We start from the raw sequence: 26,893 nt of genomic DNA on the forward strand, positions 1-26,893 counted from the left end.
ATCTAGTTACTATTAATAAGTAATAAGGAATAAAATTAAAAGATCTTGAGAGCTTTTTACGTAATGGGTATTATCTAAGTAATATTGTAGGGACTATAATAATTTAAGTCAACAAACTATACGCAGTTTTTATATCAAGTTGTGTAAATCCTCGTGCCTTTAAAAATTGTATTACTTTTTGTTTTTGTTGATTATTTTTTGGTTCGATAAGTTTGAACTTTTTTAATAATTGATGACATGCAATTTTTGACCAATCAATATCAGCTAAAAGTAATAGCTCTCTACTAAGATCTGATGGCAAACCTCGCTGTTTTAATTCCAAGCTTATTTTATATTTTCCATAACCTTTATGAGCACGCATAAAGATATACTTTTCAATATACTGCTTATCATCCATCCAATCTTGATTAGTACAGTGTGCAATTACATGTTCTATTTCTGTTTTTAACTTATTTAGTTGTTCTGGATAATCATCTTTTGAGCAAGTAATTTTTTTGCTAAAAAATAATGTTAATTTTCGGCTAAGTTCGCATGATGAGTGATCACGCTGTGCAAGTAATTGCACAGCTTTATTTAAGATTAATTTATTGAGTTTTTTTTCCATTACTCAAAGCTTTCATCATCTGCCGAAACGTCTTCATCATCAGCAGAGAAAACAGCAGGACTGTTTAACAATAAATCGCGTAATTTAGTTTCAAGTTCTTTGGCAATTTCAGGATGTTCTTGTAAAAACTTAATTGAATTTGCTTTACCTTGACCTACTTTCTCACCGTTGTAGCTATACCAAGCTCCAGCCTTATCGACTAATTTATGTTTAACACCTAAATCAATCAATTCACCTTCTTTAGAGATACCACATCCATAAAGGATTTGGAATTCAGCTTGTCTAAACGGTGCAGCTACTTTATTTTTAACTACTTTTACACGCGTATCACTACCAATAACATCTTCGCCTTCTTTTACCGCACCAGTACGACGGATATCTAAACGAACAGATGCATAGAATTTTAAGGCATTACCACCGGTAGTGGTTTCTGGATTTCCAAACATTACACCAATTTTCATACGAATTTGGTTAATGAAAACGACGAGACAATTTGCATTTTTGATATTAGCGGTTAATTTACGTAATGCTTGAGACATTAAGCGTGCTTGTAACCCCATGTGAGAATCGCCCATTTCACCTTCAATTTCTGCTTTTGGTGTTAATGCTGCAACCGAGTCCACAATAATCACATCAACTGCACCAGAACGAACTAATGCATCACAAATTTCAAGAGCTTGCTCTCCTGTATCAGGTTGAGAAACTAATAAATCATCGACTTGAACACCTAACTTAGCTGCATAGATAGGATCTAAAGCATGTTCAGCATCGATAAATGCACAGGTTTTACCTTCTTTTTGTGCTTGAGCAATAACAGATAATGTTAATGTTGTTTTCCCTGATGACTCCGGCCCAAAAATTTCAACAATTCTTCCCATTGGCAAGCCGCCGATACCTAATGCAATATCTAACCCTAAAGAACCTGTTGAAACCGCATCTACGTCTAGTGTCTGAGTATCACCTAAACGCATTATTGAACCTTTACCAAATTGTTTTTCGATTTGGCTTAATGCTGCAGAAAGTGCACGTTGTTTGTTTTCATTCATATAATAAAATTCCAATAAGTAAGGATATTGGGGTACATTATACTGTATTGTTATACAGTATCAAGTTTTTTTTATAAACATTCATAAATTAGTTAACTCTGTGAAATTGGTCACAAAATTTATTAATTTTTTGCAGAATTTGTTTATGATCTAGTGCTGAAAAAGATATTGAATTATTTAAAAAGGTGACTAAAAAATAGATCTTTTAAAAAATGAGAATAATCAAATTAAGGTAATTTAATTAGGTAATACTTTCATAAAAAAAGACCATTTGGTATGATGATAGAAATAAATTTTAGTCGTTATTGATGTATTAAATTAATTGCCTCAACATATTATAATCATTGAAGATTTTTATACCTAAATGTTATGCTAATCAAAAACATCTTTATAGCTTAAAATATAAATAAAGGAAAATAATGACCACTGATAGTCAAGACTATGTATTGTGTTCTCATTGTGATTTGGTCATCGAATTAGCTGATGTTGCAGTTGGCCACAAAGCTGTTTGTCCACGATGTAATACAATATTATTTAAAAACAATGTCAATATGAAGTTTAGAGCGGCAATGTATGCAATTTGCTCTCTAATTATGCTCATTGTTGCTTGTGGTTTTGTTTTTATTGATATCAATTTAGTTGGTAATGTCAATGGCGTAAGTGTGCTGGACATTCCAAGAATACTTTTTATTGATAAATATAGTTATATTTCAGCATTATTTATTTTTTTCGTATTAGTCTTTCCATTACTCAATTTATCAATTATTGCCTTACTTTGTTCAAATATTAATTTAACCAAATATCGGAAAAGAGATTTACTTATTGTTTATGAAAAATTCCAACATTGGTGTATGCCTGAAATATTTTTAACAGGCATATTAGTTAGTTTCGTTAAATTAATGAGTTATGGCAATATTGGTGTCACTAGCACGTTTTGGGCATTTTGTTTATTTGTATTCTTTTATATTAAAGCATTAGTTATCTTCACTCCGGGTAAAATCTGGAATGAAATTCATCGAAGTGATTTTTCAATAAAAGCATTAGAAGTTGGTGAGACGGGAATTTCTCAAAATATAAAATTGTGTCAATGTTGTCATGCAATCGTCCCTGTTGAGTATGCCAAATGCCCAAGATGTAAACAAAAAAGCCAAGTAAGAGGGCGAGATAAAATACAATGGACAATTGCATTATTGGTAACTTCATTAATAATTTATATTCCCGCTAATTTATTCGGAATTATGATCACAGTTGTATTTGGCTCAGCGTCGACCTCAACTATTATGGATGGTGTTATCTATATGTGGCAGTCAGGGGATGTACCAGTGGCATTAGTTATCTTTTCCGCAAGTGTGGTTATTCCAATTTTAAAGATTATTTCACTCAGCTGGTTATGTTATTTTGCTTTAGCCGTGAAAGATAAAAATAAACATAATTGCTTAAAAATGAAGAAATTATATAATGCGGTAGAATTTATTGGTAAATGGTCAATGATAGATATCTTTGTTGTTTCTGTAGTTTGTTCTTTAGTTAGAAATCAACAAATGATGGGAGTTTATCCTGATATTGGTGTTACTTTTTTCGCAACCGTCGTCATCATTACTATGATTGCATCCCAAAAATTTGATCCACGCTTACTTTGGGATCGAAATCGAAAATAGAATAATAGGAATAATATGGCAACCTCAAGAAAATTAGCAAAAATAATTAAAATCCGAGCAATTTCTGCAATATGGATTATTCCCATAGTAACCGCCGTTGTTGGATTATGGATTATCTATGCCCACTTTGCTGATAGAGGCACATCTTTTACCTTATTAGCCAATGATGCAAATGGCATTGTTGCAGGTAAGACTGTAATCAAAAATCGTAGCGTTGACGTTGGTATAGTTGATGAAGTGACATTATCTGATGACTACAAGAAAGTCGTCGTAAAAGGTCGAATTTATAATGATATGGAGCCATTGTTAAAAAATGACTCAATTTTTTGGGTAGTTAAACCTGAAATTGGCCGTGATGGTGTGACAGGGCTTGGCACTATTTTATCTGGTGTATATATTGAACTGGTCTCAGGCAACGATACGCATAGTTTCAAAAATAACCCATTTATTCTATCTGATACACCACCGTTATCTGATCCAAGTATAAAAGGAATTCGCTTAAATTTAGAAAGTGACCAAAGTGGTGTAGTACCTCGTGGTGCAAAAGTGATGTTCCGTGGTTATCAAGTCGGTAATGTTGAAACGTCCTTATTTGATGTCGATGCTCGTAAAATGAAATATCAAGTTTTTATAACCAAACCTTATGATGCATTAGTTACCGAAAATGTACGCTTTTGGAAAGAGGGTGGTATCAATTTATCTTTATCATCACGTGGAGCAAGTCTTGAAGTTCCTTCGTTAGATGTTCTAATGTCTGGTGGAATCAGCTTTGATTTACCAGATGGCGCAAAACTAGGTGAACCGGCGAAGCAACATGATGTCTATAAATTATATGAAGATAGAAAATCGATTCAAGATTCACAGTACACTGAATATAAAGAATTTCTAATTATGATTACTGATTCCATATCGGGATTAACCGAAGGTGCGCCAGTGGAATATCATGGTATAAGATTGGGTACAGTGAGTAAAGTACCGTTTTATACCACAGAAATGTTAAAAGAAAGATCAATTCTCAACCAAAAAGTACCAGTATTAATCAGAATAGAGCCTGATCGTCTATCAGAATTAGTTGATGATAAGATCGATATAGCAGCTTTGATAAAAGATGAACAAAAAAATGGACTAAGAGCATCATTAAAAACGTCCAATATGTTTACTGGTGCGCTTTATATTGATCTAGATTTTTATCCTGATTTAAAAAATAAATACAATATAAAATTAGCTAACCAATATGGTTACGATACTATCGAAACAACATCAACAGGATTTGCTCAAATTCAAGCAAAAATATTGCAATTACTCGACAACTTTAACAGTTTACCGTTGAATAACACGATGACACAATTTAATAAATCATTAGAATCAAGTGAAAAACTAATGAATTCATTAAATCAAATTATGGCGAGTAAAGAGATGCAAGCTATGCCGAAGGATTTACAAAAGGCAATTCGTTCATTACACGAGACCATGAAAGGGTTGCAACCGGGATCTGAACTTAACACGCAAATGATCGAAAGTTTACAGAAAATTCAACTAATGATGGATGAGCTGACTCCTTTACTTAACACATTAAATAATAAAAGTAATGCATTGATTTTCTCAGCGCCAAATAAAAAAGACCAAGAACCCAAAGCCAGAGGTAAGAAATAATGGTTAAATTAATTCGAACGCTAAAAGTTACGATATTGGTGACATTATTAGGAACTATAATTGGTTGTTCATCAAATGCACCGAGTAAAAGTTATTTTCAATTAACTAGTAATTTGACTGGCTCAAGAATGACACAAACTACAGATCATTTTATTTGGATTGAGTCCATTGAGGTAGCTAGTTTCTTAAATAAACCCGGTATTGTCCTGCAAACACAGGATATAAAATATGTCACAGCAACTAATCATTTATGGGCATCGACGCTGTCTCAACAACTTGCCGATCGATTGTCACAAGACTTAACTCAAATTTTGCCTAATTATTTGGTGTCAACTAAATCAATTACCACGCCAACTCTTACAGTTAAACTTTTTATTGATGGTTTCCATGGTGGTTATAATGGCGATGCAATCATAAAAGGACGCTGGGTAGTGACAGATAAGAAAGGTAAAATCGTAACTAAAGCTATTGAACGTCATGTTCCACTTGTAACAAATGGTTATGATGCTTTGGTAAAAGCCTTATCCGAAGGCTGGCAAAATGAAGAATTAGACTTTGCAAATTCAATTAAACATTAATACTTACTAAACATTCCGTCAATATGATGACGGAATGTTCTCTGCTCTTAATTTCAGATCATCAAAACTGTGCTTTTAATTTATCTAATATCTGGTCTTTAATTTCAACCCATCCTCGCACACTATTAATAAATGCTATTTTCTCGGCTTGCAAAATATCTTGTTTGACAATCTTTTGCTCGGTTAATTGATGATTATCCAAATAATACTGTCGCATAGTACCCGCAAGTAAACCCGAAGTAATAGTTGGTGTTACCCACTTTTCATTAATCAACAACGCAATATTACCATTAACAAACTCAGTGAGTTCATCATATTGATTATAATTGATATATTCTTGCCCAGCTGCTAATTCAGGAAAGTGTTGTCGATTAGTCGTTTTATGATAGAGAAAAGCGTTTTCCTTATCGACACATTTGGGTGCAAAATCAAGCTTATCAATCACCATTGAGTGAGTAAGTTTATCGAGACTTATTTTTGCTTGGCCATATTTAGGTTGCAGAAGCCTAATTTTATATCTTTCTGATGAATGAGTTTTAGCTAAATTAGTCAATGTTTTTTTGATTGTTTGAATATCACATTCAAAATCAAAATAACTCGTTGAATTTATCAACCTATCTAAGTGCATATCAAGCAAAACCAACTCGCCATCTTTAAGCAATAATGTTTCAATAATATATTCAGGAATAGTCAGCGTTCGATTTAAGATAGCTGTTTTAGCTAAAATCTCATGATATTCATCATCAGCAGTTGAATCCCATGTAATGCCACCACCAACACCATAATTCAACTGTTGATTATGTATGGTTAAAGTTCGTATTGGAATATTAAATACTGCCTTTTTCATTAAAGGTTCTACATAACCGATTGTGCCACAGTAAACACCGCGAGCCGAGTTTTCAATATCACTAATGATTTGCATGGTACTTGATTTGGGCGCACCAGTAATTGAACCACACGGGAACAGCGCTTGAAATAGCTGATACAAACTTATATTTTGTTTTACGGTTGCTTGAATAGTTGAAGTGAGTTGCCAGACAGTCGGATACTTTTCTGCTGTAAATAAATGTGGAACGGTTACTGAACCTGGCACTGATATTTTGCTTAAATCATTACGAAGTAAATCAACAATCATCATATTTTCAGCAAGATTTTTTTCTGACTTCAACAGCGCCACTTGTTGTTTATCTTGGTCAGAATTTAAACCTCGTGCTGCTGTTCCTTTCATCGGTTTAGTTGTAATGGTTCTATCTTCTAATTTAAAAAATAGCTCAGGGGAGATAGATAAAATATGATAATTTTCAAATTCAATATAGGCACAATAATTTGCCTGATTATTTTTTTGTAGAAAATGATAATAATCTAAAGGATCACCATTGAATGGAGCGTTAAATTGAATGGTATAGTTGGTTTGATAAGTATTGCCTAATTCAATTTGTGATCGAATATAACTAATTTTCTGCTGATATTCGTCAATATTTGTATCACAAGACAATTCAAAATATTCGGGTAAAGCGCATTCAGTATGAGCTATTGTTGTATAGCTCTCAAAAATACCAAAAAAAAGTAAAGGTAAATCCTGGTCTGACTTTGTGACTATTTTGGTCTTATTTGACTCATTAAAGCCCATGGCGCTTTCATAAGCAAGATAACCGCAAGCAAAATAACCTTGTTGTATAAACTCTTCTATCTCATCAATATGTTTTTTTATTGAGTGATAATCAGATGACTTTATAATCTTTATTGGATCACAAAAATATTTACGTTGCCCCTCAAAATCGATATAAATTTTCATGCTTATTGCTCACTAACAAAATTGCTTATCATTTTTAAACCAAATTCAGTCTTGATCGCTTCAGGGTGGAATTGTACAGATTCGATAGGTAATGTTTTATGTCGTAACCCCATAATCAACCCTTGTTTATTAGTAGCAGTGATTGTTAAAGGTGACTCATTTGACGAATTTTGTACAATTAACGAATGATATCTTACAACAGACAGAGGATTTTTAATTCCAGAAAATAATCCCTTTTCATCATGAATGATCTCATCAATTTTTCCATGCATGGGTACAGGTGCTTTAATAATCGAGAATCCAAAATATTGAGCAATCGCTTGATGGCCTAAACAGATACCAAGTATTGGACATTTATTCTCAAAAGCCTGAATTGCTGACAACGATATCCCAGCATTATCTGGCGTACCTGGCCCTGGGGAAATTACCATTTTAGAAAACGACAATCGTTTTAATTCATCAATAGATTTTTCATCATTTTTAATGACCATAACCTTCGCGCCAGCACGGCACAGGTAATCATATATATTAAATGTAAATGAATCGTAGTTATCAATCAGAAGAATCAAAATTATATCCAATACTTATTATTTTAAAAAATGAAGGTTCGAAATGTGACAGATGATTCTATTATAAAAAGGGATATCACATAAAGCAGTTTATATATAAGCTTTCAAAAACCCCGTTCCTCAACTTTTTTTTAAATTTTGAGGAACGGGGTTTTTGAATGTAGTTTAAGCAAAAATTTAATTTAGGGGATCAAAATTATGTATAAAATTGCATGATATATAAAATAAATGATGTTCCTCTTTCAATAACTTTCAATGCATTACATATGCCATCTTTTATTTAAACTTCTGTGAAGCGAGTTATAAAAGCTCCTTTTTTCTTTGAGATATTTCTTCGTAATGTGATCTCTCTCACAAAAATATACTAATCTACTTGTATGGTAGTATTTAATCGATTAATTTGTAGTTACACAATTTATTTTCGAGGTATTTAATGAAAATTGTAAAAGCAGAAGTTTTTGTTTGTAGTCCAGGAAGGAATTTTGTCACATTAAAAATAACGACAGATAGTGGCGTATATGGAGTAGGTGATGCGACGCTCAATGGACGTGAGCTTTCCGTCGCATCATATCTTAAAGATCATCTTTGCCCACAATTAATAGGTCGAGATGCCAGTCAAATAGAAGATATTTTTCAATATTTCTATAAAGGTGCCTATTGGCGTCGTGGACCTGTGACGATGTCAGCAATATCAGCCATAGATATGGCGTTATGGGATATCAAAGGTAAAGTTGCCAATATGCCACTTTATCAATTATTAGGTGGAGCTTCTCGCACCGGTGTAATGGTGTATTGCCATACCACAGGTAAAGATATTGAAGAAGCGTTAGATGATTATGCTAAACATAAAGAAATGGGCTTTAAGGCTATTCGAGTGCAGTGTGGCATACCAGGAATGAAAACCACCTACGGTCAAAGTAAAGGTAAAAACTTAGCTTACGAACCAGCAACACGAGGTAACTATCCTGAAGAACAGTTTTGGGCTACCGATAAATATCTTGATTTCACACCAAAATTATTTGAGGCAGTGAGAAATAAATTTGGTTTTAACGAACATTTATTGCATGACATGCACCATCGTTTAACACCGATTGAAGCTGCTCGATTTGGTAAAAGTGTTGAAGACTATCGCCTATTTTGGATGGAAGACCCAACACCAGCGGAAAATCAAGAATGTTTCCGTTTAATTCGCCAACACACCGTAACACCAATTGCCGTAGGTGAAGTATTTAACAGTATTTGGGACTGTAAACAGTTAATTGAAGAACAGCTTATTGACTATATCCGAACCACAATAACCCATGCAGGCGGTATAACTCATATGCGTCGAATAGCTGATTTTGCGTCGCTTTATCAAGTTAGAACAGGCTCTCATGGACCATCAGATTTATCACCAATCTGTCATGCAGCTGCACTTCATTTTGATATGTGGGTACCTAACTTTGGTGTTCAAGAATTTATGGGTTACTCAGAGCAAATGCTAGAAGTCTTCTCACCAAACTGGACCTTTACTGATGGTTATATGCACCCAAGTGACAAACCAGGTTTAGGTATCGATTTTGATGAAAAACTAGCAGCAAAATATCCATACAACCCCGCTTATTTGCCAATTGCTCGTTTAGAAGATGGCACGTTGTGGAATTGGTAAGTTGAGGGAGCTTATATGAAAAGTATCGTTGTAAAAAAACCTAATGAACTAGAAATCGAGGAACGTGAAGTTCCTCAACCAGCTAAAGGTGAAGTTAGAGTCAAAGTTAAACTAGCTGGCATCTGTGGTTCAGATAGTCATATTTATCGAGGACACAATCCATTTGCAAAATATCCAAGAGTCATCGGACATGAATTTTTTGGCGTCATTGATGAGGTAGGTGAAGGAGTAGATCGATCAAGAATTGGTGAACGTGTTTCTGTCGATCCCGTCATTAGCTGTGGTTGTTGTTACCCTTGTTCAGTTGGGCGTCCCAATGTTTGTACATCTTTGACTGTTTTAGGCGTTCATCGTGATGGTGGATTTAGTCAATATACAACAGTGCCAAGCAAAAATGCCTACCCGATTCCAGATGATATTAGTAATGAATTTGCTGTAATGATTGAACCGTTTACTATTGCAGCGAATGCTACTAGTCATTTGAAACCAGCTGAAAATGATGTTGCTTTAATTTATGGTGCAGGTCCAATGGGACTAACATCAGTACAGGCGCTAAAAGGTGTTTATAAAGTTAAACAAGTTATCGTTGTCGATCGAATCGATGAACGTTTGGCTATGGCACAAACAAGTGGTGCAGATATAGTAATAAACAATACAGATATATTACTAAAGAATGAACTAGAAAAACTCAATATTAAACCGACGATTATAATTGATGCTGCGTGTCATCCTTCGATTTTACAAGAAGCAATTACTATTGCCTCTCCCGCTGCAAGGATCCTAATCATGGGCTTTTCAAGTGATCCTTGTGTAATTACTCAACAAGGGATAACCAGCAAAGAGCTATCTATTTTTTCTTCTCGATTAAATGCGAATAAGTTTCCAGTTGTTATCGATTGGTTAAAGAAAAAATTAATAAACCCTCAGAAGTTAATCACTCATCAATTTGATTATACGCAAGTAATTCAAGCTATTGAAACTTTTGAGAAAGATCAGAAACATTGCTGCAAAGTTTTATTGACCTTTAATTAACACTCAAAAAGCCTTATGAAGAACGTTTTTAGATAAAATATTAAAAGAGAGAACAGTATGAATAATATAGGAAATAAGTGTGAAAGGGATACTTCGGATTTAGTTAAAGCCGCAGTATCAGGCTGGTTAGGAACAGCTCTAGAATTTATGGATTTTCAATTATATTCTTTAGGTGCTGCTTTAGTTTTCCATGAAATTTTCTTTCCGGAACAATCTGCTATTATGGCGCTGATTTTAGCAATGGGCACTTATGGTGCTGGTTATGTTGCACGAATCATTGGTGCCTTCGTTTTTGGTCGCATGGGTGATGCTATCGGCCGTAAAAAAGTTTTATTCATTACTATTACAATGATGGGGGTATGTACTACGTTAATTGGTGTACTACCAACTTATGCTCAAGTAGGTATTTTTGCGCCATTGATGTTGGTTGTTTTACGTATAATTCAAGGATTAGGCGCAGGTGCTGAAATTTCTGGCGCTGGAACAATGCTCGCTGAATATGCACCAAAAGGGAAAAGAGGAATAATTTCTTCATTAGTTGCAATGGGAACTAACTGTGGGACATTAAGTGCAACAGCAATATGGGCATTTATGTTTTTTTTATTAGATAAAGATCAATTAGTTGCATGGGGTTGGCGCATTCCATTTATAGCAAGTGTTGTTGTTATGATTTTTGCAATTTGGCTAAGAATGAATTTAAAAGAAAGCCCTGTATTTGATGAGGTTAATGATACTAATACGCTAAAAAATGATAGTGATGTTACAAAACATATCTCATTACTTGGAATGTTTAAAAGTAAATCATTCTGGTTAGCTACAGGATTACGTTTTGGTCAAGCAGGAAATTCTGGTCTAATCCAAACTTTCTTAGCGGGATATTTAGTGCAAGCATTATTATTTAATAAAAGTATTCCAACTGATGCAATTATGTTTAGTTCAATTGTCGGCTTCTTGACTATTCCTTTCTTAGGTTGGTTATCAGATAAGATTGGTCGAAAAATTCCTTATATAATACTAACATTGTCTGCAATTATACTAGCATATCCAATGTTATCTATCATTGTAGATATAAATCATTCTGTAAATACTATTACATTATGTTTGATTCTCATTCATAATATTGCAGTTTTAGGCTTATTTGCCCTAGAAAACATCACCATGGCCGAAATGTTCGGTGCTCGCAATCGATTCACCCAAATGGCAATATCTAAAGAAGCAGGTGGTTTAATTGCCGTAGGATTTGGCCCAATTCTGGCTGGAATTTTCTGTAAAATGGTAAATGATTGGTGGCCAATTGTGGCTATGATTATTGTTTACTCATGTATTGGTCTTATCTCGGCTATTCTTATGCCGGAGGTAAAAGATCGTGATTTAGCTGACTTACATGATGCGGCAGATAGTAAAAATTAGACGGAAGAAATAATGAGATTATCGAATCAAACTTTATCACAACTACCTAAAGAGGTAGTTGTTCCAACTTATGATAGAAGCAAAATTAAAACCAAAATTGTTCATCTTGGTTTTGGAGCATTTCATCGTGCTCATCAAGCTATTTATGCAGATATATTGGCTGCGCAATATGATAGCGATTGGGGATACTGTGAAGTTAACTTGATTGGTGGTGAAGCACAAATTCAAGATTTAAAACAACAAGATTGCTTATTTAGTGTGTGTGAAATGTCTTATGATAATTGGAATACTCGTGTTGTAGGTATTGCAAAAGAAGCATTACATGCAGATGTTGATGGAATTGAGAAAGTCTTAGATGTGATGACTCGTCCAGAAATTGCAATTGTGTCAATCACTGTAACCGAAAAAGGTTATTGCTATCTACCATCAACATCATCAATTGATACTAATAATCCATTAATTATTCATGATGTAACTAATCCACATACACCTAAATCTGTTCCAGGTGTCATTGTGGAAGCTTTACATTTACGTAAAGAGCAAGGATTAAGACCTTTTACAGTTATGTCTTGTGACAATATGCCAGAAAATGGACATGTTACTCGTAATGTTGTGTTAGCCTTGGCTAAACAGCGCGATGAAAGTTTAGCGCAATGGATTGAGGAAAATGTTACTTTCCCATCAACAATGGTTGATCGAATTGTACCCGCATCAACGCCGGAAACGATGGCTAAAATAAAAAAACAACTTGGTGGTATTGATGATCCGGCAGGTATCGCTGGTGAACCATTTAGACAATGGGTGATTGAAGATAATTTTGTGGCTGGTCGTCCAGAGTGGCAAAAAGCAGGGGCAGAATTAGTTAATGATGTATTGCCTTATGAAGAGATGAAATTACGCATGTTAAATGGTAGTCATTCATTTTTCGCTTATTTAGGTTATTTAGCTGGTTATATGCATATTGATGAATGTATGCAAGATCCTAATTATGTTAAAGCAGCTAGGCATTTAATGTTAAATGAGCAAGCAACTACATTGCGGGTAAAAAATGTTGATTTGTCAGCTTATGCTGATTCATTACTAGATCGATATCGCAACACCGGTTTAAAACATCGTACATGGCAAATCGCAATGGACGGAACATTAAAGCTTCCACAACGTATGCTTGATTCTGTTAGATATCATTTAGCTAATGGTACACCATTTGATTGTTTAGCTTTAGGTGTTGCAGCTTGGATGCGTTATGTTAGTGGTGTGGATGATAGTGGTAACGTTATTGAAGTTTGCGATCCAGCAGCCGAGAAATTAAAAGAGTTGGTTTTAAATAGTTCAGATAATCAAGATCGAGTTAATGCACTGTTATCTTTAAAACATGTGTTTGGAGAGGATCTACCCCAAAATCCATTGTTTATTGAACAGGTAACTAAAGCTTATTTTTCTTTAAGAGACATAGGAGCAAAAGAGACCGTTAAACAAATAACTCAAAATTTTTAATTCCACTAACAATAATTAATAAGCCAAGTGCAATCATCTTTAGATGATTGCACTTTTATTATTAAATAAAAAACTTTTCTTATATTCAAAAATCCCCTATATTCTCTTTTATTGTAATTTGTTTTTTGAAAGTAATATATGTTCAAATCGGAAGCGTTAACAACCTCAGAACCTGTTAATCAACAAATATATCGCCAATTAAGAAAGGCCATTATCACTTGCCGAGTATTACCAGGTGTTTTATTGTCTGAAAAAGACATTTCGGGTCAATTTAATGTTTCACGCCAACCCGTTCGTGAAGCTTTTATTAAACTAGCAGAAGCTGGATTGGTCCAAATTCTTCCACAACGTGGAACTTTTGTAACGAAAATATCAGTCAAAAAAGTAATTGATGGTCAATTTATTCGTGATGCGGTTGAGTGTGCAATTATTAAACGTGCAGCACAAGAAATTAATGATTCAGATCTTTTATTACTCGAAAAAAATTTAAAAGAACAAATTGACGCTAACAAACATAAAGATATTGGTTATTTTCTTGAAAAAGATGATGAATTTCATCAGATTATAATGAATGTTATTGATTGTCCCATGGCATGGGAAACCGTCGAAAATATCAAAGCAATGATGGATAGGGTAAGATACCTTACTTTAGAAGATATATCCCCACCAGAAGACCTAGTTAAACAGCATGGAAAAATCGTTATTGCGCTAAAAAATCATGATCCTGAAATGGCTGCACTTGCACTTCATGAGCATTTATCAACTATATTAAAAACGATAAAAATAGTATCACAACAGCATAATGAATGGTTTGTTGATTGATCATTTTATTAAATAAACAAACTAATTCGCGATTTCAATTTTTAAATTAAGCTTAGTTTATCGAGTGAGACTTTTTAGTATGATAAAACAAGTTAAAATTAGAGTATCTGGTCGTGTTCAAGGGGTAGGGTTCCGTTTTTTTACCTATCAACAAGCAGTTAAGTTAGGATTAGCGGGTTATGTTAAAAATTTAGATAATGGTGACGTTGAGTTAGTTGCTAAAGGGGATGATTTAATAATATCTAAGTTAATACAGTGGATTGAAAGAGGTGGTCCTACATCCGCACGAATAACTGGTATTGATGTTTCAGAACAGCCCCCCAAAAATGATTTAACTTCTTTTAATGTTAGATATTAATTTACTAAAAAATAAAGTAAAATAAGGCAATTTTTGGGTGATTTGTAATAAAGGTCTACTTTTATTAGTGATTAACTTTATTTACATAATTAACGTAAACTATGAATAAAAAAAATTTAATCTGTATCCTACTCCTTATTCTGATAATTGGTATTTATTCTGTTTACCAAACAGAAGATAGTGTTTCAGTCGCACCATCAAACGCAAATTCGCCTGATACACCCATTTATCAAAGTGATGAGATGATAACCAATGTCTATGATTTATCAGGCACTATGGTATATAAAATTGCTTCAAGCAAAGTAAAACATTTTGATAGCAATGAAAATACAGATTTTGATTTACCTAATGTCACGCTTTACGATCAGGAACATGCCGCGACTTGGCATATTCAAGCAAAACGTGCAACATTGACTAATGATAAATTAATCTACCTTTATCAAGATGTACAATTAACAAATTTATCACCTGATTCACAATTACAGCAAGTATTGACAGATAACGCAGTGGTCGATTTAAAAACACAACTTGTCACATCAAATGATCCTGTAAAAATAAAAGGGATTGGCTTTTTATCGACGGGGACAGGGTTAGTTGGCGATTTAAGAGAAAAGACGGCAAATATACTTGAGAATATAAAAACCTATTATAATACTGAGGCACAATAAAAAATGAGATTGAGAAAACAAGCAATTTATCCATTATTTTTTATGTTATATGTATCATTTGCTTGTTTTGCAAATGAGCCTAATTTTGAAGCGTCTTCCCCTCAAAAAGATCAAAAGATGGTTGTTAATGATAAACCTATTACAATTGATGCAGATAACCAACAAATCGATATTGAAAAAAATATTATTACCTTTAGTGGTAATGTACTGATTGTTCAGGAAGGTCTTACCATTTGGGCTGATAAGGTTGTTATAACCGATATGCAAGACTCTACCAAACAAAAAATTACTGGATATGGTAACCCTGTAAGATATAAGCAAATTATGCCTAAAAATAATAAAGTTGTAACAGGTCATTCATCACAAGTTATTTATGATGTGAAAGAAAGTAATATTGTACTACAAGGTGATGCGGAGCTTATTCAGCAAGATAACCGTATAAAAAGTCCGATCATTACTTATGATGTCAAAAAACAACGAATACTTGCGCAGCCGGGTAATTCAGGACGGGTGAAATCTACTATCATCCCAAGTCAAGTTAAAGAGATGAATAAATAAAATGTCAATTTTAAAAGCTGAAAACCTCGCAAAAGTTTATAAAAAACGACGTGTTGTTGAAGATGTAAGTCTCACCGTCAATTCTGGTGAAATTGTTGGTTTACTTGGTCCTAACGGTGCGGGTAAAACTACTACTTTTTATATGGTAGTTGGCATTGTGACTTTAAATGCAGGAAGAATCTATCTTGATGATCATGATATCAGTATTTTACCATTACATGAGCGTGCTCAAAAAGGTATTGGTTATCTACCTCAAGAAGCCTCAATATTTAGAAAATTATCTGTTATAGACAATATTATGGCTATTTTAGAAACACGCCAAGATATTGACAAAAATGAAAAATTAAATCGAGCAGAAGAGTTACTTGAAGAATTTCATATCACACATATTCGAGACAATATAGGCCAATCTTTATCAGGCGGTGAAAGACGAAGAGTTGAAATTGCTCGAGCTTTAGCTGCTAATCCAAAATTTATTTTACTTGATGAACCATTCGCTGGGGTTGATCCGATTTCTGTTATTGATATCAAAAATATCATTAAACATCTACGAGATCGTGGGTTAGGAGTATTAATTACAGATCATAATGTCCGCGAAACGCTTGATGTTTGTGAACGTGCCTATATAGTAAATAAGGGACATTTAATTGCTGAAGGTACGCCAGATAGCATATTAAATAATGAATATGTAAAACGTGTTTACTTAGGACATGAATTCAGATTATAGATTATGATGAAACAAGGGTTACAACTGAAGGTATCGCAACAGTTGTCAATGACTCCACAATTGCAACTGGCGATTCGAATGTTGCAATTGTCTACATTAGAATTACGACAAGAAATTCAAACCGCACTTGAAAACAATCCACTATTAGAGGTTGCTGATCAATACGATGAGATCAATGTTGAAGAGCATGAGCCTAGCGAAAATATTGATACTCGTGAAGCACTCGATAGTCAGGAAATCCCAGAGGATATTCCTTTAGATGCAACTTTAGATGATATCTATACTGCAGGCACACCATCAGGAACCTATTCTGATTATCGTAATGATGAGTTACCTATCTATCAAGGTGAAACACACGAAACCTTGCATGATTATTTAAATTGGCAATTAGATTTAACGCCTTTTAGTGAGGTAGATCGTGCAATTGCGCTATCCATTATTGAAGCAATAGACGAAAGAGGTTACCTGACTGTTTCAACTGAAGAAATTTTAGAGGAACAAGGTAATAATGAAATTGAGCTCGACGAGGTTGAAGCAGTATTAAAGCGAATTTGGCATTTTGATCCCATCGGGGTTGGAGCAAGAACATTACAAGAATGTTTATCTATTCAAATCCAACATGTAATACCACCGGCGTTAGTAAAAGAGATCATCAATGACTATTTAGATTTATTAGCAAGTCATGATTACCGGACACTGAAAAAACGATTAAATGCTTCTGATGAGCAACTAAAAGAAGCTATTAACTTTATTCAACATTTACAGCCTTATCCGGGGGATTCTGTTAATACCACGCCACCTGATTATGTTATTCCGGACGTTGTAGTGAAAAAAATTGATGGTAAATGGATAGCAGAATTAAATAATGATACTGTTCCAACGCTACGTATTAATCAACACTATGCTGCGATGGAAAAAGTCAGCAATGAACATGACAGCCAATATATTCGCGCACATTTACAAGACGCTAATTGGTTTATAAAAAGTGTCGAGAATCGTAATGAGACGTTATTAAAAGTTAGTCAATTTATTGTTGAGCATCAACAAGATTTTTTTGAAAATGGCGCTGAATATATGAAGCCAATGATTTTATCTGATGTTGCTGAAGCTATAGATATGCATGAATCGACTATTTCACGAGTGACAACGCAAAAATATTTACAATGCCCAACCGGTATTTTTGAGTTAAAATTCTTTTTCTCAAGTCATGTTAACACTCAATCCGGTGGGGAAGCCTCTTCCACAGCAATTCGGGCATTAATTAAAAAATATATTTCAGATGAAGATTCTAAAAAACCTCTGAGTGATAGTAAATTAGTCTCACTCCTTGAAAATCAAGGTATCATAATTGCTCGCCGTACAGTGGCCAAATATCGTGAAGCGTTATCAATACCTCCATCAAGCCATCGAAAACAACTTTAACTTAATTCTTAATATTTAGTCATCACACCTTAAGTGATAACTTAACTGATAAGCAATAAACCATTTATCTGATTGAATTTATTAATATAAAACTCAGTGATTCCAAGTATAGCTTCGGTTAGTTATTTATATGAAGTGTAGTTGAAAGTTTATTTAAGAAGTAGTGAGATATCATCGCTTAAACAACAATAAGCGATGATATTTTCATAAAGATTTTAAGCTAAAAATGTTGGAATCTTATGTTCAAAGGCACTGATTGCATCTTCATGTTGAAGTGTTAAACCGATATTATCTAGTCCATTTAACAAACAATGGCGTTTAAAAGCATCAATTTTAAAAGGATATTGTTTATCTCCAGCAATGACAACTTCGTTAACCAAATCAATAGTAAACTCAATACCTTCGTTGGCTTCTACAATCTTGAAAAGCTCATCAACATCTTCTTCAGGTAGATTCACTAACAATAGTTGATTATTGAACGAGTTATTATAAAAAATATCGGCAAAACTCGATCCTATAATAGTTTTAAAACCATAATCTGTTAATGCCCATGGAGCGTGTTCACGAGAAGATCCACAGCCAAAGTTTTCACGAGCTAATAAAATACTCGCACCCTTATAACGAGGTTTATTTAACACAAATTCAGGGTTTGGTTGTTTACCGGCATCATCTAAAAATCGCCATTCATGAAATGCATGTTGTCCAAATCCTGTACGAGTAACTTTCTGTAAGAATTGTTTAGGAATAATGGCATCAGTATCCACATTTGCAGCATCTAAAGGAACGACTAATCCAGTATGTTTTGTAAATTTCGCCATGACAAGTCTCCTTAAAATGGTTTGCGAATATCAGTAAAATGACCAGTAATGGCAGCAGCAGCAGCCATTGCAGGGCTAACTAAATGTGTTCTGGCATCACGTCCTTGTCGTCCTTCGAAATTACGATTACTGGTTGATGCACAGCGATCGCCAGGAGCTAACTTATCATCATTCATCGCTAAACACATTGAACATCCTGGTAAACGCCATTCAAAACCTGCATCGATGAAAATTTTGTCTAATCCTTCAGCTTCTGCTTGTTCACGTACAGGCCCAGAACCTGGAACAACCAAAGCTTGAACGCCATCAGCTACTTTGCGTCCTTTGGCGACTTCTGCCGCAGCACGAAGATCTTCGATACGAGAATTCGTGCAAGAGCCGATAAACACTTTATTGATCTTAATATCAGACATCTTAGTACCAGCAGTTAAACCCATATAAGCTAACGCACGTTCAGCAGACTGTTTTTCTATCGGATCAGAAAAATCTTGTGGATTTGGAACTTGCTTATCAATAGCAGTGACTTGACCAGGGTTAGTTCCCCAAGTTACTTGTGGAGCAATATCTTTAGCTTCCAAAGTTACAATCGTATCGAAATGTGCACCTTCATCTGTTTTTAAGGTTTTCCAATAAGCGACTGCTTGCTCAAAATCTGCCCCTTTAGGCGAAAATTGTCGACCTTTCAAATATTCAAATGTGATTTCATCCGGTGCAACTAGTCCCGCTTTGGCTCCCATTTCAATCGCCATGTTACATAATGTCATTCGACCTTCCATTGACAAAGATGTAATTGCTTCCCCGCAAAATTCAACTACATGGCCAGTACCTCCAGCGCTCGTTGTTTTGCCAATGATGGCTAAAATAATATCTTTAGCAGTTATGCAACTGGCTACTTTGCCTTTTACTTCAATTTTCATGGTTTTAGCTCGACCTTGTTTTAAGGTTTGGGTAGCTAAAACATGTTCAACTTCTGATGTCCCAATACCAAAAGCTAATGCACCAAAAGCACCATGCGTTGCAGTATGTGAGTCACCACACACAATGGTCATACCAGGCAATGTCATGCCTTGTTCAGGTCCAACAACATGAACGATACCTCGTAATGGACTTTGTAAACCATATAAAGATACGCCAAATTCTTCAGCATTCTTAGCTAACTCAGTTAATTGGATTCTAGCCATCTCGCTACAAGCACTTAAATCATTGCTTTTCGTTGAAGTATTGTGATCCATCGTAGCAAATGTTTTATGAGGTTGGCGGACTTTACGATTCATCGCTCGTAAGCCATCAAAGGCTTGAGGAGAGGTTACTTCATGAACCAAATGGCGATCGATATACAAAATAGGGGTCTCATTCGGTGCTTCATAGACAACATGTGCATCATATAATTTTTGATACAATGTTTTTGGTTTTGTAGACATTGCTTATATTCCTTTAATATTCTTTAAAAGGGTTAATATGATAGCTTAACCCTTAGTCTAAAAATTAAATTAAACGACAAATGGTATCACCCATTTCATCGGTTGAAACATAACTACCACCACGAGCAAGATCGATAGTGCGGGTCCCTTGTTCTAAAGCTTTATTAACTGCATTTTCAATAGCTTTGGCGATATCATCACGTTTTAAACTATAACGCACTAATAATGCTAAAGATAAAATTTGTGCTGCTGGATTAGCAATATTTTTACCAGCAATATCTGGTGCACTACCGCCAGCTGGTTCATATAATCCAAATCCATCTTCATTCAAGCTAGCAGACGGTAGCATTCCCATTGAACCGGTAATCATAGCGCACTCATCAGATAGAATATCACCAAATAAATTAGAACATAATAATACATCAAATTGAGAAGGATCTTTAACAAGTTGCATGGTTGCATTATCGATATACATATGTTCAAGTGCGACATCTGGATATTGTTTAGCAACTTCGTTTACAACTTCACGCCACAATATTGATGTTTGTAATACATTAGCTTTATCAACAGAAGTGACTTTTTTACGACGAATTTTTGCAGCTTCAAATGCCATTTTAGCTATACGCTCAATTTCAAAACGGTGATAAACTTCAGTATCAAAAGCACGTTCTTGAGGGCCAGAACCTTCACGCCCTTTAGGTAAACCAAAATAGATACCACCAGTTAGTTCACGCATACATAAAATATCAAAACCACGCTTAGCAATATCTTCACGTAAAGGACATAATTCTTCTAAACCTTGATATAAACTAGCAGGGCGCATATTCGCAAATAATTTAAAATGTTTTCGTAATGGTAATAAAGCTCCGCGTTCAGGTTGTTGATCTGGAGGTAAGTTTGTCCATTTTGGACCACCAACTGAGCCAAACAAAATAGCATCGGCTTTTTCACAACCTTCTAGTGTTTCTTTAGGTAATGGACAACCATGAATATCAATTGCTGCACCACCGACATCATATTCACTAGTCGTAATTGCAAGGTTATATTTTTGACGAATGACTTCAAGCACTTTATAAGCCTGTTTCATCACTTCTGGACCAATACCGTCGCCAGGTAATACTGCAATATGGTAATTTTGAGACATATCTATTCCTTATAATTAATTTAAGCATTTCGTCAATAAATAACGAAATCGCATCTATTATTTAATCGTGGTGCAATTTTTGTTTTTGCTCAGCAACTTGATTAGCTCTATAAACATTATTTAAAACATTAATTAATGCTAATGCGGATGAATGAACAATATCAGTCGCAAGCCCAACACCGTGGAATTTGCGTCCTTTATATTCGGCAACGATATCAACTTGACCTAAGGCATTTTCACCTTGACCTTTAGAAGCTAATTGATATTTTACAATGGTAATTGGTTCACCGGTAATACGATTTATTGCTTGATAAACTGCATCAACTGGACCATTACCCGTTGCCGCATCTGAATATTTTTGATCGCCAATAATCAAACTTACTGACGCAGTTGAAACGACAGTAGAGCCTGATTGAACATTAAAATAATCTAAAACATAATGCTCTTGATCATCTTTAAGTTGATTAATAAATATCAAAGCTTCTAAATCATAATCAAAAACTTGGCCTTTTTTATCAGCAAGCTCTAAAAAAGCTTCATAAACTTGATCTAAATTATAATCGTTATCGTGGTAACCCAATTCTTCTAGGCGATGTTTAACAGCTGCTCGACCAGAGCGTGAAGTTAAATTTAATTGGATTTGATTTAAACCGATCGACTCTGGTGTCATGATTTCATAAGTTTCGCGGTTTTTTAATACACCATCTTGATGTATTCCTGAAGAGTGGGCAAAAGCATTGCTACCAATAACCGCCTTGTTAGACGGTATTGGTGTATTAGTAATTTGGCTTACAATTTGGCTGGTACGGTAGATTTCTTGATGATTGATATTAGTGTGAACGTTTAAGATATTTTGACGAACTTTGATCGCCATAATCACTTCTTCTAAAGCAGTATTACCGGCTCGTTCGCCTAAACCATTCATCGCGCCTTCAATCTGCCGAGCACCTTCCTGAATCGCGCTAATCGAGTTAGCCACCGACATGCCCAAGTCATCATGACAATGAACAGAGATAATCGCTTTATCAATGTTCGGGACACGTTCAAATAAGGTACGAATAATGCCACCAAATTGATAAGGGACAGTATAACCGACAGTATCCGGAATATTGATCGTTGTTGCCCCTGCTTGAATTGCTGCTTCAACAATCCGACATAAGTTATCAATTGGGGTACGGCCTGCATCTTCACAAGAAAACTCCACATCATCTGTATAATTACGTGCACGTTTAACACAGTGCACCGCTCGTTCAACGACATCTTCAAATGTCATTTTTAATTTATCTTTAACATGTAAGGTTGATGTCGCCATAAAGGTATGAATACGAAATTGATCGGCTACTTTTAGCGCTTCAGCGGCAACATCAATATCTTTGTCAATACAACGAGACAACGCACATACACGACTATTCTTAATGGTTTTAGCGATAGTTTGTACTGATTCAAAATCACCAGGCGATGAGATAGGAAAACCAACTTCCATCACATCAACCCGCATTCTTTCTAATGCTAAAGCTATTTGTAATTTTTCTTTAACACTTAAACTTGCTTGTAACGCTTGCTCACCATCACGTAATGTTGTGTCAAAAATAATAATCTGATCGCTCATTGTTATTTCCTTTATATTTTGGTGCTATCTCGGTATTTCAAGTTAAGAAAACAAAAAACCCGCACTTTAGCGCGGGTTCTTGTTAATCTATCGAGTTAAGTATTAAATCACTTTTACTCCACACACAAGCTATCCGCGCAAACTGATGCGAGGAGGAGGCTGAGTAGGAGGCTAGTAAATTTAATCATTAACTTCTCAATTGTTATATTATTTATAAAATATTGATGATATTTTTATCAAATGATCATTGTTGTGTCAATGATTATTTGAATATTAATTACTCATTACAATAAATATCAGCAACAAATATCACCATAATAAAATTAAATTATCGTTAGATTCCTTCAGGAATTTCTATTGTTTCTAATTTTTTAATAATGAAAATGTGTGCAAGAGCCCCAATTAAAGAAACAGCAGAGATATAACACATTGCATAAGCAAAACTATTAGTGTATTCGAGAATTAACCCCATGATAATTGGAGTAATTATACCCGCACAGTTACCAGCAATATTGAAAAATCCTCCAACTGTACCCATTACTTTTGCTGGTACAATATCACTTAGTAAAACCCAACCGATATTTGCAAAAGCATTTGCAAAAAAAGCAAATGATAATAAACCAATGGCAATAGCTGGATAATCTTCAAAAAAGTTAGCTAAACACATAACCCCAGCAAAACCTAACCCTAAAATTGATGGTAATTTTCGTGAAAAAGTTCTACTTTTGCCTTTTTTCATTAATGCATCACTTACAAATCCACTGCATAATAATCCAACCATCGCCATAATATAAGGGAACATTGCCCCAATACCAGCTTTAGATATAGATAAATGTAACCCTTTTTCTAGGTAAACAATAAACCAAGTAAGAAAGAAATAAAGGGTTGAATTTAAGGCAAATTGAGCGATACATAAGCCTAAAAAATTACGTTGCTTTAACACATAACTAATTTCTTTCCATTCAACTTTTTCTTGGCGTTTTTGGGCTTGTCCTAGACCACCTCCTTGTTTTATATAATCAATTTCAAGTTGATTAGTATTTTTACTATCTAGAGGATCACGATAACGGATTAACCAATAAATACCGAAGATGATACCTACAATACCACAAACGTAAAATGACATTTCCCAACCATAATTAGCCACAACGAAAGCTAAAATTGGTGTCAATCCCGCAAGGCCAATGTATTGCGCACAAGCATAAAGTGCAGTAGCACTAGCTCTTTCTTGGGTAGGAAACCAAGTTGATATTATTTTAGTATTAGCTGGAAAAGATGGCGCTTCAGCTACACCTATTAACGCTCTGCATAACAGTAAAAAAATGAATGATGCTGTTGCTGTGGTAAATAAATGATTTGAAGCAATTCCCATAAGTAGAGTGAATATACTCCATAAAACAATTGCACATCCGTATAATTTTCGTACTCCAATTCGATCAAGTATATAGCCAACTGGTATTTGACTTAAAACATATGCCCAAGTAAACATTGAAAAAAGAAGACCAAGTTGTGTTGGAGTTAATGAAAAATCAGCTTGAATACTTGTGCCGGCTACAGATAAATTTGCTCTATCCATATAATTGATTGCTGTTACAATAAAAAGTAACACCAATACAAAATATCGAGATTTTGTTGCTTTCATGTTATTTCCTTGTTAGTTATACATAACGTCCATTAGTTAAACAGTTACAATCACTCATGATTTTATGAGTTGTTTGATATGCTTGGGAGATTATCCATTCAGGCGTCTTTTCCCAATATTCAGGCCGAAATGTTTCAATCGAAACCATTCCTGTGTATCCCATATCTTTTAATGTGATTAGAAAATTATTTAAATCGAGTACTCCTTTATCGCAAAAACGACGTAATGCTTGAGATAACTGTTCTTCAGGTGCGTCGTCACCATTATTTATATGCACAGCAAAAATTTTATTAACAGGAATTTGTTTTATTATTGAAAAGTCGTTCAAACGGTTGTATAGATAAAGATTAAAAGAATCAATAACTAACCCAACATTATCTTTATCTACTGCTTTTACTATTTGCCAGGCTTGTTCAACAGTTCTAACAGAGCTGCGATTAAAACCAACCAATTCAAAGCAAAGTTTAATGCCATAGGGCTTAGCTAAATTTGATAAGTGGGATAGGATTCGTACTGAATTTTTATAATTATCTTCCCATGAACCAATAAATGGCCCGCCATCGGGATTTCTTTGTAATGGGGGAACAATAATAAAATATTCAGATCCAATTATTTGCGCTATTTCGCATCCCCAGATAAATTCTGCTACTAAATCTTGCTCCTGTTGGCTTTGAGAACCATCAAATAATGTTGAAAATGTATAAAGTGCATTTAATGCATGAGGTTTTAAGTTATTTTTTTCAAAAAATTGCTTTAATTCATTTATATCATGATCTTTTAGATATTCATGAAGCATATCTAACCTTAGTTCGATAAAATCAAAGCCATTTTTTTCACACAAGACTAAATCTTTATCTACACTAGAGCATTTCATTGCATTTGATTGATTGTATCCAATTTTCACGATAGCACTCCTAATCTAAAGGAAACTTCACAACTTTATTGCTTTGTGTACTTCGATAAATTGCTTCAATCAACTCAACAGTTTTTAAACCAGCAAGCCCATCAATTAAAGGAGGTGTATCGTTTATTATTGAATTGAGAAAATCTTCAATTTGAAGTTGATGATAATAGTACATGGAATCAACACTATTAAAAAAATCACAATCTTCTTTTTTCCATGTTTGTAACAGATCTTCCTCACCTTGAATTGTCCATAAATCATTATATGGGGGCTCAGTAATTGAAGATACACCAGCAATAAACATTGCACCTCCATCAGTTTGTACGCCAATAGAAGCTCCATTTTCACCATGGATATGTACTTTTCCATATAGCGCAGGATTTTGAGAATTACTTACTAACACATTACCTATACCACCATTTTTGAATTTAATAATTGCAACGGCTGTATCTTCGACTTCGATATAAGGATGATTTAAGTTACTCCATAATCCATATACTTCTTCTACTTCACCCATGTACCATAAAAGTAAATCCAGTTGATGAGGAGCTTGATTGACTAAAACGCCTCCACCTTCACCTTTCCATGTTCCTCTCCAAGGATCACTTTCGTAGTAAGCTTTATCACGCCAACCTAACATTGTTACTGTTCCGATGATTGGTTTTCCGATTTTTCCTTCATCAATTGCTTTTTTTATTCTTAAACATGGTCTATAAAAACGACGTTGACATACGGTTCCGACTTTAGCTTTTCCGTTTTTGGCAGCAGATAATATTGCATGAGAATCGGCCAAATTTGATGCTAAAGGTTTTTCGACAAGAATATGGCATCCTAAACTTGTTGCAGTTATGGCGACCGATGCATGGATAGGGTGAGGAGTACAAATACTCAACATCTCAATCCCTTCATTTAAAATCATTTGCTCAACATTATCATAGGCTTTAACACCATACTGTTTAGCAAATTCTTGAGCTCGTGATAAGTTCTGATCACAAACAGCAATAAAATTAGATTGTTTTAAATTCATTAATGCTTTTGCGTGAAAATGTCCTACTTTTCCACAACCAACAATAGCTGTTTTTAAATTTTCCATTCAATAAAATCCTCCAATGTTACTGGTAACTTATTGATTCAAAAAAAATGAATCAATTTTTTTCAATTATAAGATTAATCGAATAATAAATTATTTGATACCGGTCACATTTTTGGAAAAATTATTTTCTATTTATCAAATTAAGGATTAACTCGGCATAACCAACGGATTATATTTTTTTGAAAGTAAATCAATTTCTATATCCATCACTGATTATTAA

The 26,893-nt window shown here is 34.4% G+C and carries 24 protein-coding genes; 13 read left to right on the forward strand and 11 right to left on the reverse strand.

Translation table 11 applies throughout. The features are described 5' to 3' along the window. Positions 1-103 precede the first annotated feature (103 nt). Together A9G07_RS04600 and recA are read right to left on the reverse strand one after the other, a co-directional pair. Positions 104-604 carry a regulatory protein RecX gene (locus A9G07_RS04600; protein WP_065734219.1) on the reverse strand — a complete coding sequence of 167 codons (501 nt, stop codon included), beginning with the start codon at positions 602-604 and terminating at the stop codon, positions 104-106. After that, complete coding sequence (gene recA, locus A9G07_RS04605; protein ID WP_065562294.1) at positions 604-1,650, reverse strand: recombinase RecA; 1,047 nt, start codon at positions 1,648-1,650, stop codon at positions 604-606. The genes A9G07_RS04600 and recA overlap by 1 nt, the downstream gene beginning before the upstream one ends. A gap of 419 nt (positions 1,651-2,069) precedes the next feature. On the opposite strand from recA, the gene A9G07_RS04610 reads away from it, so the two are divergent. The 3 genes from A9G07_RS04610 to A9G07_RS04620 are packed head-to-tail and all read left to right on the forward strand — an operon-like array spanning position 2,070 to position 5,539. Continuing rightward, a complete protein-coding gene (locus A9G07_RS04610; protein WP_065734220.1) occupies positions 2,070-3,308 on the forward strand; it encodes a PqiA/YebS family transporter subunit in 1,239 nt (412 codons plus the stop codon). Between the two features lie 15 nt (positions 3,309-3,323). After that, positions 3,324-4,961: an intermembrane transport protein PqiB gene (pqiB, locus tag A9G07_RS04615; protein WP_065734221.1), complete on the forward strand. Its 1,638-nt coding sequence runs from the start codon at positions 3,324-3,326 to the stop codon at positions 4,959-4,961. Continuing rightward, positions 4,961-5,539, forward strand: a complete 579-nt coding sequence (locus A9G07_RS04620) for a PqiC family protein (protein WP_065734222.1) — start codon at positions 4,961-4,963, stop codon at positions 5,537-5,539. The genes pqiB and A9G07_RS04620 overlap by 1 nt, the downstream gene beginning before the upstream one ends. Positions 5,540-5,600: 61 nt before the next feature. Here the strand turns inward: A9G07_RS04620 and pabB are convergent, their stop codons facing one another. Together pabB and A9G07_RS04630 are read right to left on the reverse strand one after the other, a co-directional pair. Continuing rightward, positions 5,601-7,334 carry an aminodeoxychorismate synthase component I gene (gene pabB, locus A9G07_RS04625; protein WP_065734223.1) on the reverse strand — a complete coding sequence of 578 codons (1,734 nt, stop codon included), beginning with the start codon at positions 7,332-7,334 and terminating at the stop codon, positions 5,601-5,603. Between the two features lie 2 nt (positions 7,335-7,336). Next, a complete protein-coding gene (locus A9G07_RS04630; protein WP_065734224.1) occupies positions 7,337-7,903 on the reverse strand; it encodes an anthranilate synthase component II in 567 nt (188 codons plus the stop codon). Between the two features lie 433 nt (positions 7,904-8,336). On the opposite strand from A9G07_RS04630, the gene manD reads away from it, so the two are divergent. The 10 genes from manD (at position 8,337) to A9G07_RS04680 (ending at position 18,042) form a co-directional block, all read left to right on the forward strand. After that, the gene (manD, locus tag A9G07_RS04635; RefSeq protein WP_065734225.1) at positions 8,337-9,551 is read left to right on the forward strand and encodes a D-mannonate dehydratase ManD; all 1,215 of its coding nucleotides are present in this window, start codon (positions 8,337-8,339) and stop codon (positions 9,549-9,551) included. A 15-nt stretch (positions 9,552-9,566) separates the two neighbouring features. Next, the gene (locus A9G07_RS04640; protein ID WP_065734226.1) at positions 9,567-10,583 is read left to right on the forward strand and encodes a Zn-dependent oxidoreductase; all 1,017 of its coding nucleotides are present in this window, start codon (positions 9,567-9,569) and stop codon (positions 10,581-10,583) included. A 57-nt stretch (positions 10,584-10,640) separates the two neighbouring features. Then, complete coding sequence (locus tag A9G07_RS04645; protein ID WP_065734227.1) at positions 10,641-11,993, forward strand: MFS transporter; 1,353 nt, start codon at positions 10,641-10,643, stop codon at positions 11,991-11,993. 12 nt (positions 11,994-12,005) lie between these two features. Continuing rightward, the gene (locus A9G07_RS04650; protein WP_065734228.1) at positions 12,006-13,487 is read left to right on the forward strand and encodes a mannitol dehydrogenase family protein; all 1,482 of its coding nucleotides are present in this window, start codon (positions 12,006-12,008) and stop codon (positions 13,485-13,487) included. A 138-nt stretch (positions 13,488-13,625) separates the two neighbouring features. Then, complete coding sequence (locus A9G07_RS04655; protein WP_065734229.1) at positions 13,626-14,309, forward strand: GntR family transcriptional regulator; 684 nt, start codon at positions 13,626-13,628, stop codon at positions 14,307-14,309. 79 nt (positions 14,310-14,388) lie between these two features. Then, positions 14,389-14,667: an acylphosphatase gene (gene yccX, locus A9G07_RS04660; RefSeq protein WP_065734230.1), complete on the forward strand. Its 279-nt coding sequence runs from the start codon at positions 14,389-14,391 to the stop codon at positions 14,665-14,667. 101 nt (positions 14,668-14,768) lie between these two features. After that, positions 14,769-15,335 carry an LPS export ABC transporter periplasmic protein LptC gene (lptC, locus tag A9G07_RS04665; RefSeq protein ID WP_065562282.1) on the forward strand — a complete coding sequence of 189 codons (567 nt, stop codon included), beginning with the start codon at positions 14,769-14,771 and terminating at the stop codon, positions 15,333-15,335. A 3-nt stretch (positions 15,336-15,338) separates the two neighbouring features. Beyond that, positions 15,339-15,893, forward strand: a complete 555-nt coding sequence (gene lptA, locus A9G07_RS04670; protein ID WP_065734231.1) for a lipopolysaccharide transport periplasmic protein LptA — start codon at positions 15,339-15,341, stop codon at positions 15,891-15,893. Position 15,894: 1 nt separating this feature from the next. Continuing rightward, the gene (gene lptB, locus A9G07_RS04675) at positions 15,895-16,620 is read left to right on the forward strand and encodes an LPS export ABC transporter ATP-binding protein (protein WP_065562280.1); all 726 of its coding nucleotides are present in this window, start codon (positions 15,895-15,897) and stop codon (positions 16,618-16,620) included. Between the two features lie 6 nt (positions 16,621-16,626). Beyond that, on the forward strand, positions 16,627-18,042 hold the full coding sequence (locus tag A9G07_RS04680) for an RNA polymerase factor sigma-54 (protein WP_065734232.1): 1,416 nt from the start codon (positions 16,627-16,629) through the stop codon (positions 18,040-18,042). 215 nt (positions 18,043-18,257) lie between these two features. Here the strand turns inward: A9G07_RS04680 and leuD are convergent, their stop codons facing one another. From leuD to A9G07_RS04715, 7 genes are all read right to left on the reverse strand, one after another. Continuing rightward, positions 18,258-18,860 carry a 3-isopropylmalate dehydratase small subunit gene (leuD, locus tag A9G07_RS04685; RefSeq protein ID WP_065562279.1) on the reverse strand — a complete coding sequence of 201 codons (603 nt, stop codon included), beginning with the start codon at positions 18,858-18,860 and terminating at the stop codon, positions 18,258-18,260. 11 nt (positions 18,861-18,871) lie between these two features. Continuing rightward, a complete protein-coding gene (leuC, locus tag A9G07_RS04690; RefSeq protein ID WP_065734233.1) occupies positions 18,872-20,281 on the reverse strand; it encodes a 3-isopropylmalate dehydratase large subunit in 1,410 nt (469 codons plus the stop codon). Positions 20,282-20,345: 64 nt separating this feature from the next. Continuing rightward, positions 20,346-21,425, reverse strand: coding sequence for a 3-isopropylmalate dehydrogenase (leuB, locus tag A9G07_RS04695; protein ID WP_065734234.1), 1,080 nt, complete (start codon positions 21,423-21,425; stop codon positions 20,346-20,348). Between the two features lie 61 nt (positions 21,426-21,486). Continuing rightward, on the reverse strand, positions 21,487-23,034 hold the full coding sequence (gene leuA / locus A9G07_RS04700; protein ID WP_065734235.1) for a 2-isopropylmalate synthase: 1,548 nt from the start codon (positions 23,032-23,034) through the stop codon (positions 21,487-21,489). Positions 23,035-23,368: 334 nt separating this feature from the next. Then, entirely contained in the window at positions 23,369-24,676 is a 1,308-nt protein-coding gene (locus A9G07_RS04705) for an MFS transporter (protein WP_065734236.1), read from the reverse strand. A gap of 16 nt (positions 24,677-24,692) precedes the next feature. Continuing rightward, positions 24,693-25,580, reverse strand: coding sequence for a sugar phosphate isomerase/epimerase family protein (locus tag A9G07_RS04710; protein ID WP_065734237.1), 888 nt, complete (start codon positions 25,578-25,580; stop codon positions 24,693-24,695). Positions 25,581-25,590: 10 nt separating this feature from the next. Further along, complete coding sequence (locus tag A9G07_RS04715) at positions 25,591-26,673, reverse strand: Gfo/Idh/MocA family protein (RefSeq protein ID WP_065734238.1); 1,083 nt, start codon at positions 26,671-26,673, stop codon at positions 25,591-25,593. Positions 26,674-26,893: the final 220 nt, after the last annotated feature.

It is taken from the genome of Gilliamella sp. wkB72 (assembly GCF_001693745.1).
Classification (GTDB): domain Bacteria; phylum Pseudomonadota; class Gammaproteobacteria; order Enterobacterales; family Orbaceae; genus Gilliamella; species Gilliamella apicola_E.

What these genes read in the sequence shown, in the direction of transcription:
- A9G07_RS04655 (WP_065734229.1), top strand. Translation starts at nt 13,626, where the DNA reads ATGTTCAAATCGGAAGCGTTAACAACCTCAGAACCTGTTAATCAACAA.
- leuD (WP_065562279.1), bottom strand. Translation starts at nt 18,860, where the DNA reads ATGGCGAAATTTACAAAACATACTGGATTAGTCGTTCCTTTAGATGCT.
- pabB (WP_065734223.1), bottom strand. Translation starts at nt 7,334, where the DNA reads ATGAAAATTTATATCGATTTTGAGGGGCAACGTAAATATTTTTGTGAT.
- lptA (WP_065734231.1), top strand. Translation starts at nt 15,339, where the DNA reads ATGAGATTGAGAAAACAAGCAATTTATCCATTATTTTTTATGTTATAT.
- A9G07_RS04640 (WP_065734226.1), top strand. Translation starts at nt 9,567, where the DNA reads ATGAAAAGTATCGTTGTAAAAAAACCTAATGAACTAGAAATCGAGGAA.
- lptB (WP_065562280.1), top strand. Translation starts at nt 15,895, where the DNA reads ATGTCAATTTTAAAAGCTGAAAACCTCGCAAAAGTTTATAAAAAACGA.
- pqiB (WP_065734221.1), top strand. Translation starts at nt 3,324, where the DNA reads ATGGCAACCTCAAGAAAATTAGCAAAAATAATTAAAATCCGAGCAATT.
- leuA (WP_065734235.1), bottom strand. Translation starts at nt 23,034, where the DNA reads ATGAGCGATCAGATTATTATTTTTGACACAACATTACGTGATGGTGAG.
- A9G07_RS04680 (WP_065734232.1), top strand. Translation starts at nt 16,627, where the DNA reads ATGAAACAAGGGTTACAACTGAAGGTATCGCAACAGTTGTCAATGACT.
- A9G07_RS04715 (WP_065734238.1), bottom strand. Translation starts at nt 26,673, where the DNA reads ATGGAAAATTTAAAAACAGCTATTGTTGGTTGTGGAAAAGTAGGACAT.
- A9G07_RS04650 (WP_065734228.1), top strand. Translation starts at nt 12,006, where the DNA reads ATGAGATTATCGAATCAAACTTTATCACAACTACCTAAAGAGGTAGTT.
- yccX (WP_065734230.1), top strand. Translation starts at nt 14,389, where the DNA reads ATGATAAAACAAGTTAAAATTAGAGTATCTGGTCGTGTTCAAGGGGTA.
- A9G07_RS04705 (WP_065734236.1), bottom strand. Translation starts at nt 24,676, where the DNA reads ATGAAAGCAACAAAATCTCGATATTTTGTATTGGTGTTACTTTTTATT.
- recA (WP_065562294.1), bottom strand. Translation starts at nt 1,650, where the DNA reads ATGAATGAAAACAAACAACGTGCACTTTCTGCAGCATTAAGCCAAATC.
- manD (WP_065734225.1), top strand. Translation starts at nt 8,337, where the DNA reads ATGAAAATTGTAAAAGCAGAAGTTTTTGTTTGTAGTCCAGGAAGGAAT.
- lptC (WP_065562282.1), top strand. Translation starts at nt 14,769, where the DNA reads ATGAATAAAAAAAATTTAATCTGTATCCTACTCCTTATTCTGATAATT.
- A9G07_RS04620 (WP_065734222.1), top strand. Translation starts at nt 4,961, where the DNA reads ATGGTTAAATTAATTCGAACGCTAAAAGTTACGATATTGGTGACATTA.
- A9G07_RS04610 (WP_065734220.1), top strand. Translation starts at nt 2,070, where the DNA reads ATGACCACTGATAGTCAAGACTATGTATTGTGTTCTCATTGTGATTTG.
- leuB (WP_065734234.1), bottom strand. Translation starts at nt 21,425, where the DNA reads ATGTCTCAAAATTACCATATTGCAGTATTACCTGGCGACGGTATTGGT.
- A9G07_RS04600 (WP_065734219.1), bottom strand. Translation starts at nt 604, where the DNA reads ATGGAAAAAAAACTCAATAAATTAATCTTAAATAAAGCTGTGCAATTA.
- leuC (WP_065734233.1), bottom strand. Translation starts at nt 20,281, where the DNA reads ATGTCTACAAAACCAAAAACATTGTATCAAAAATTATATGATGCACAT.
- A9G07_RS04645 (WP_065734227.1), top strand. Translation starts at nt 10,641, where the DNA reads ATGAATAATATAGGAAATAAGTGTGAAAGGGATACTTCGGATTTAGTT.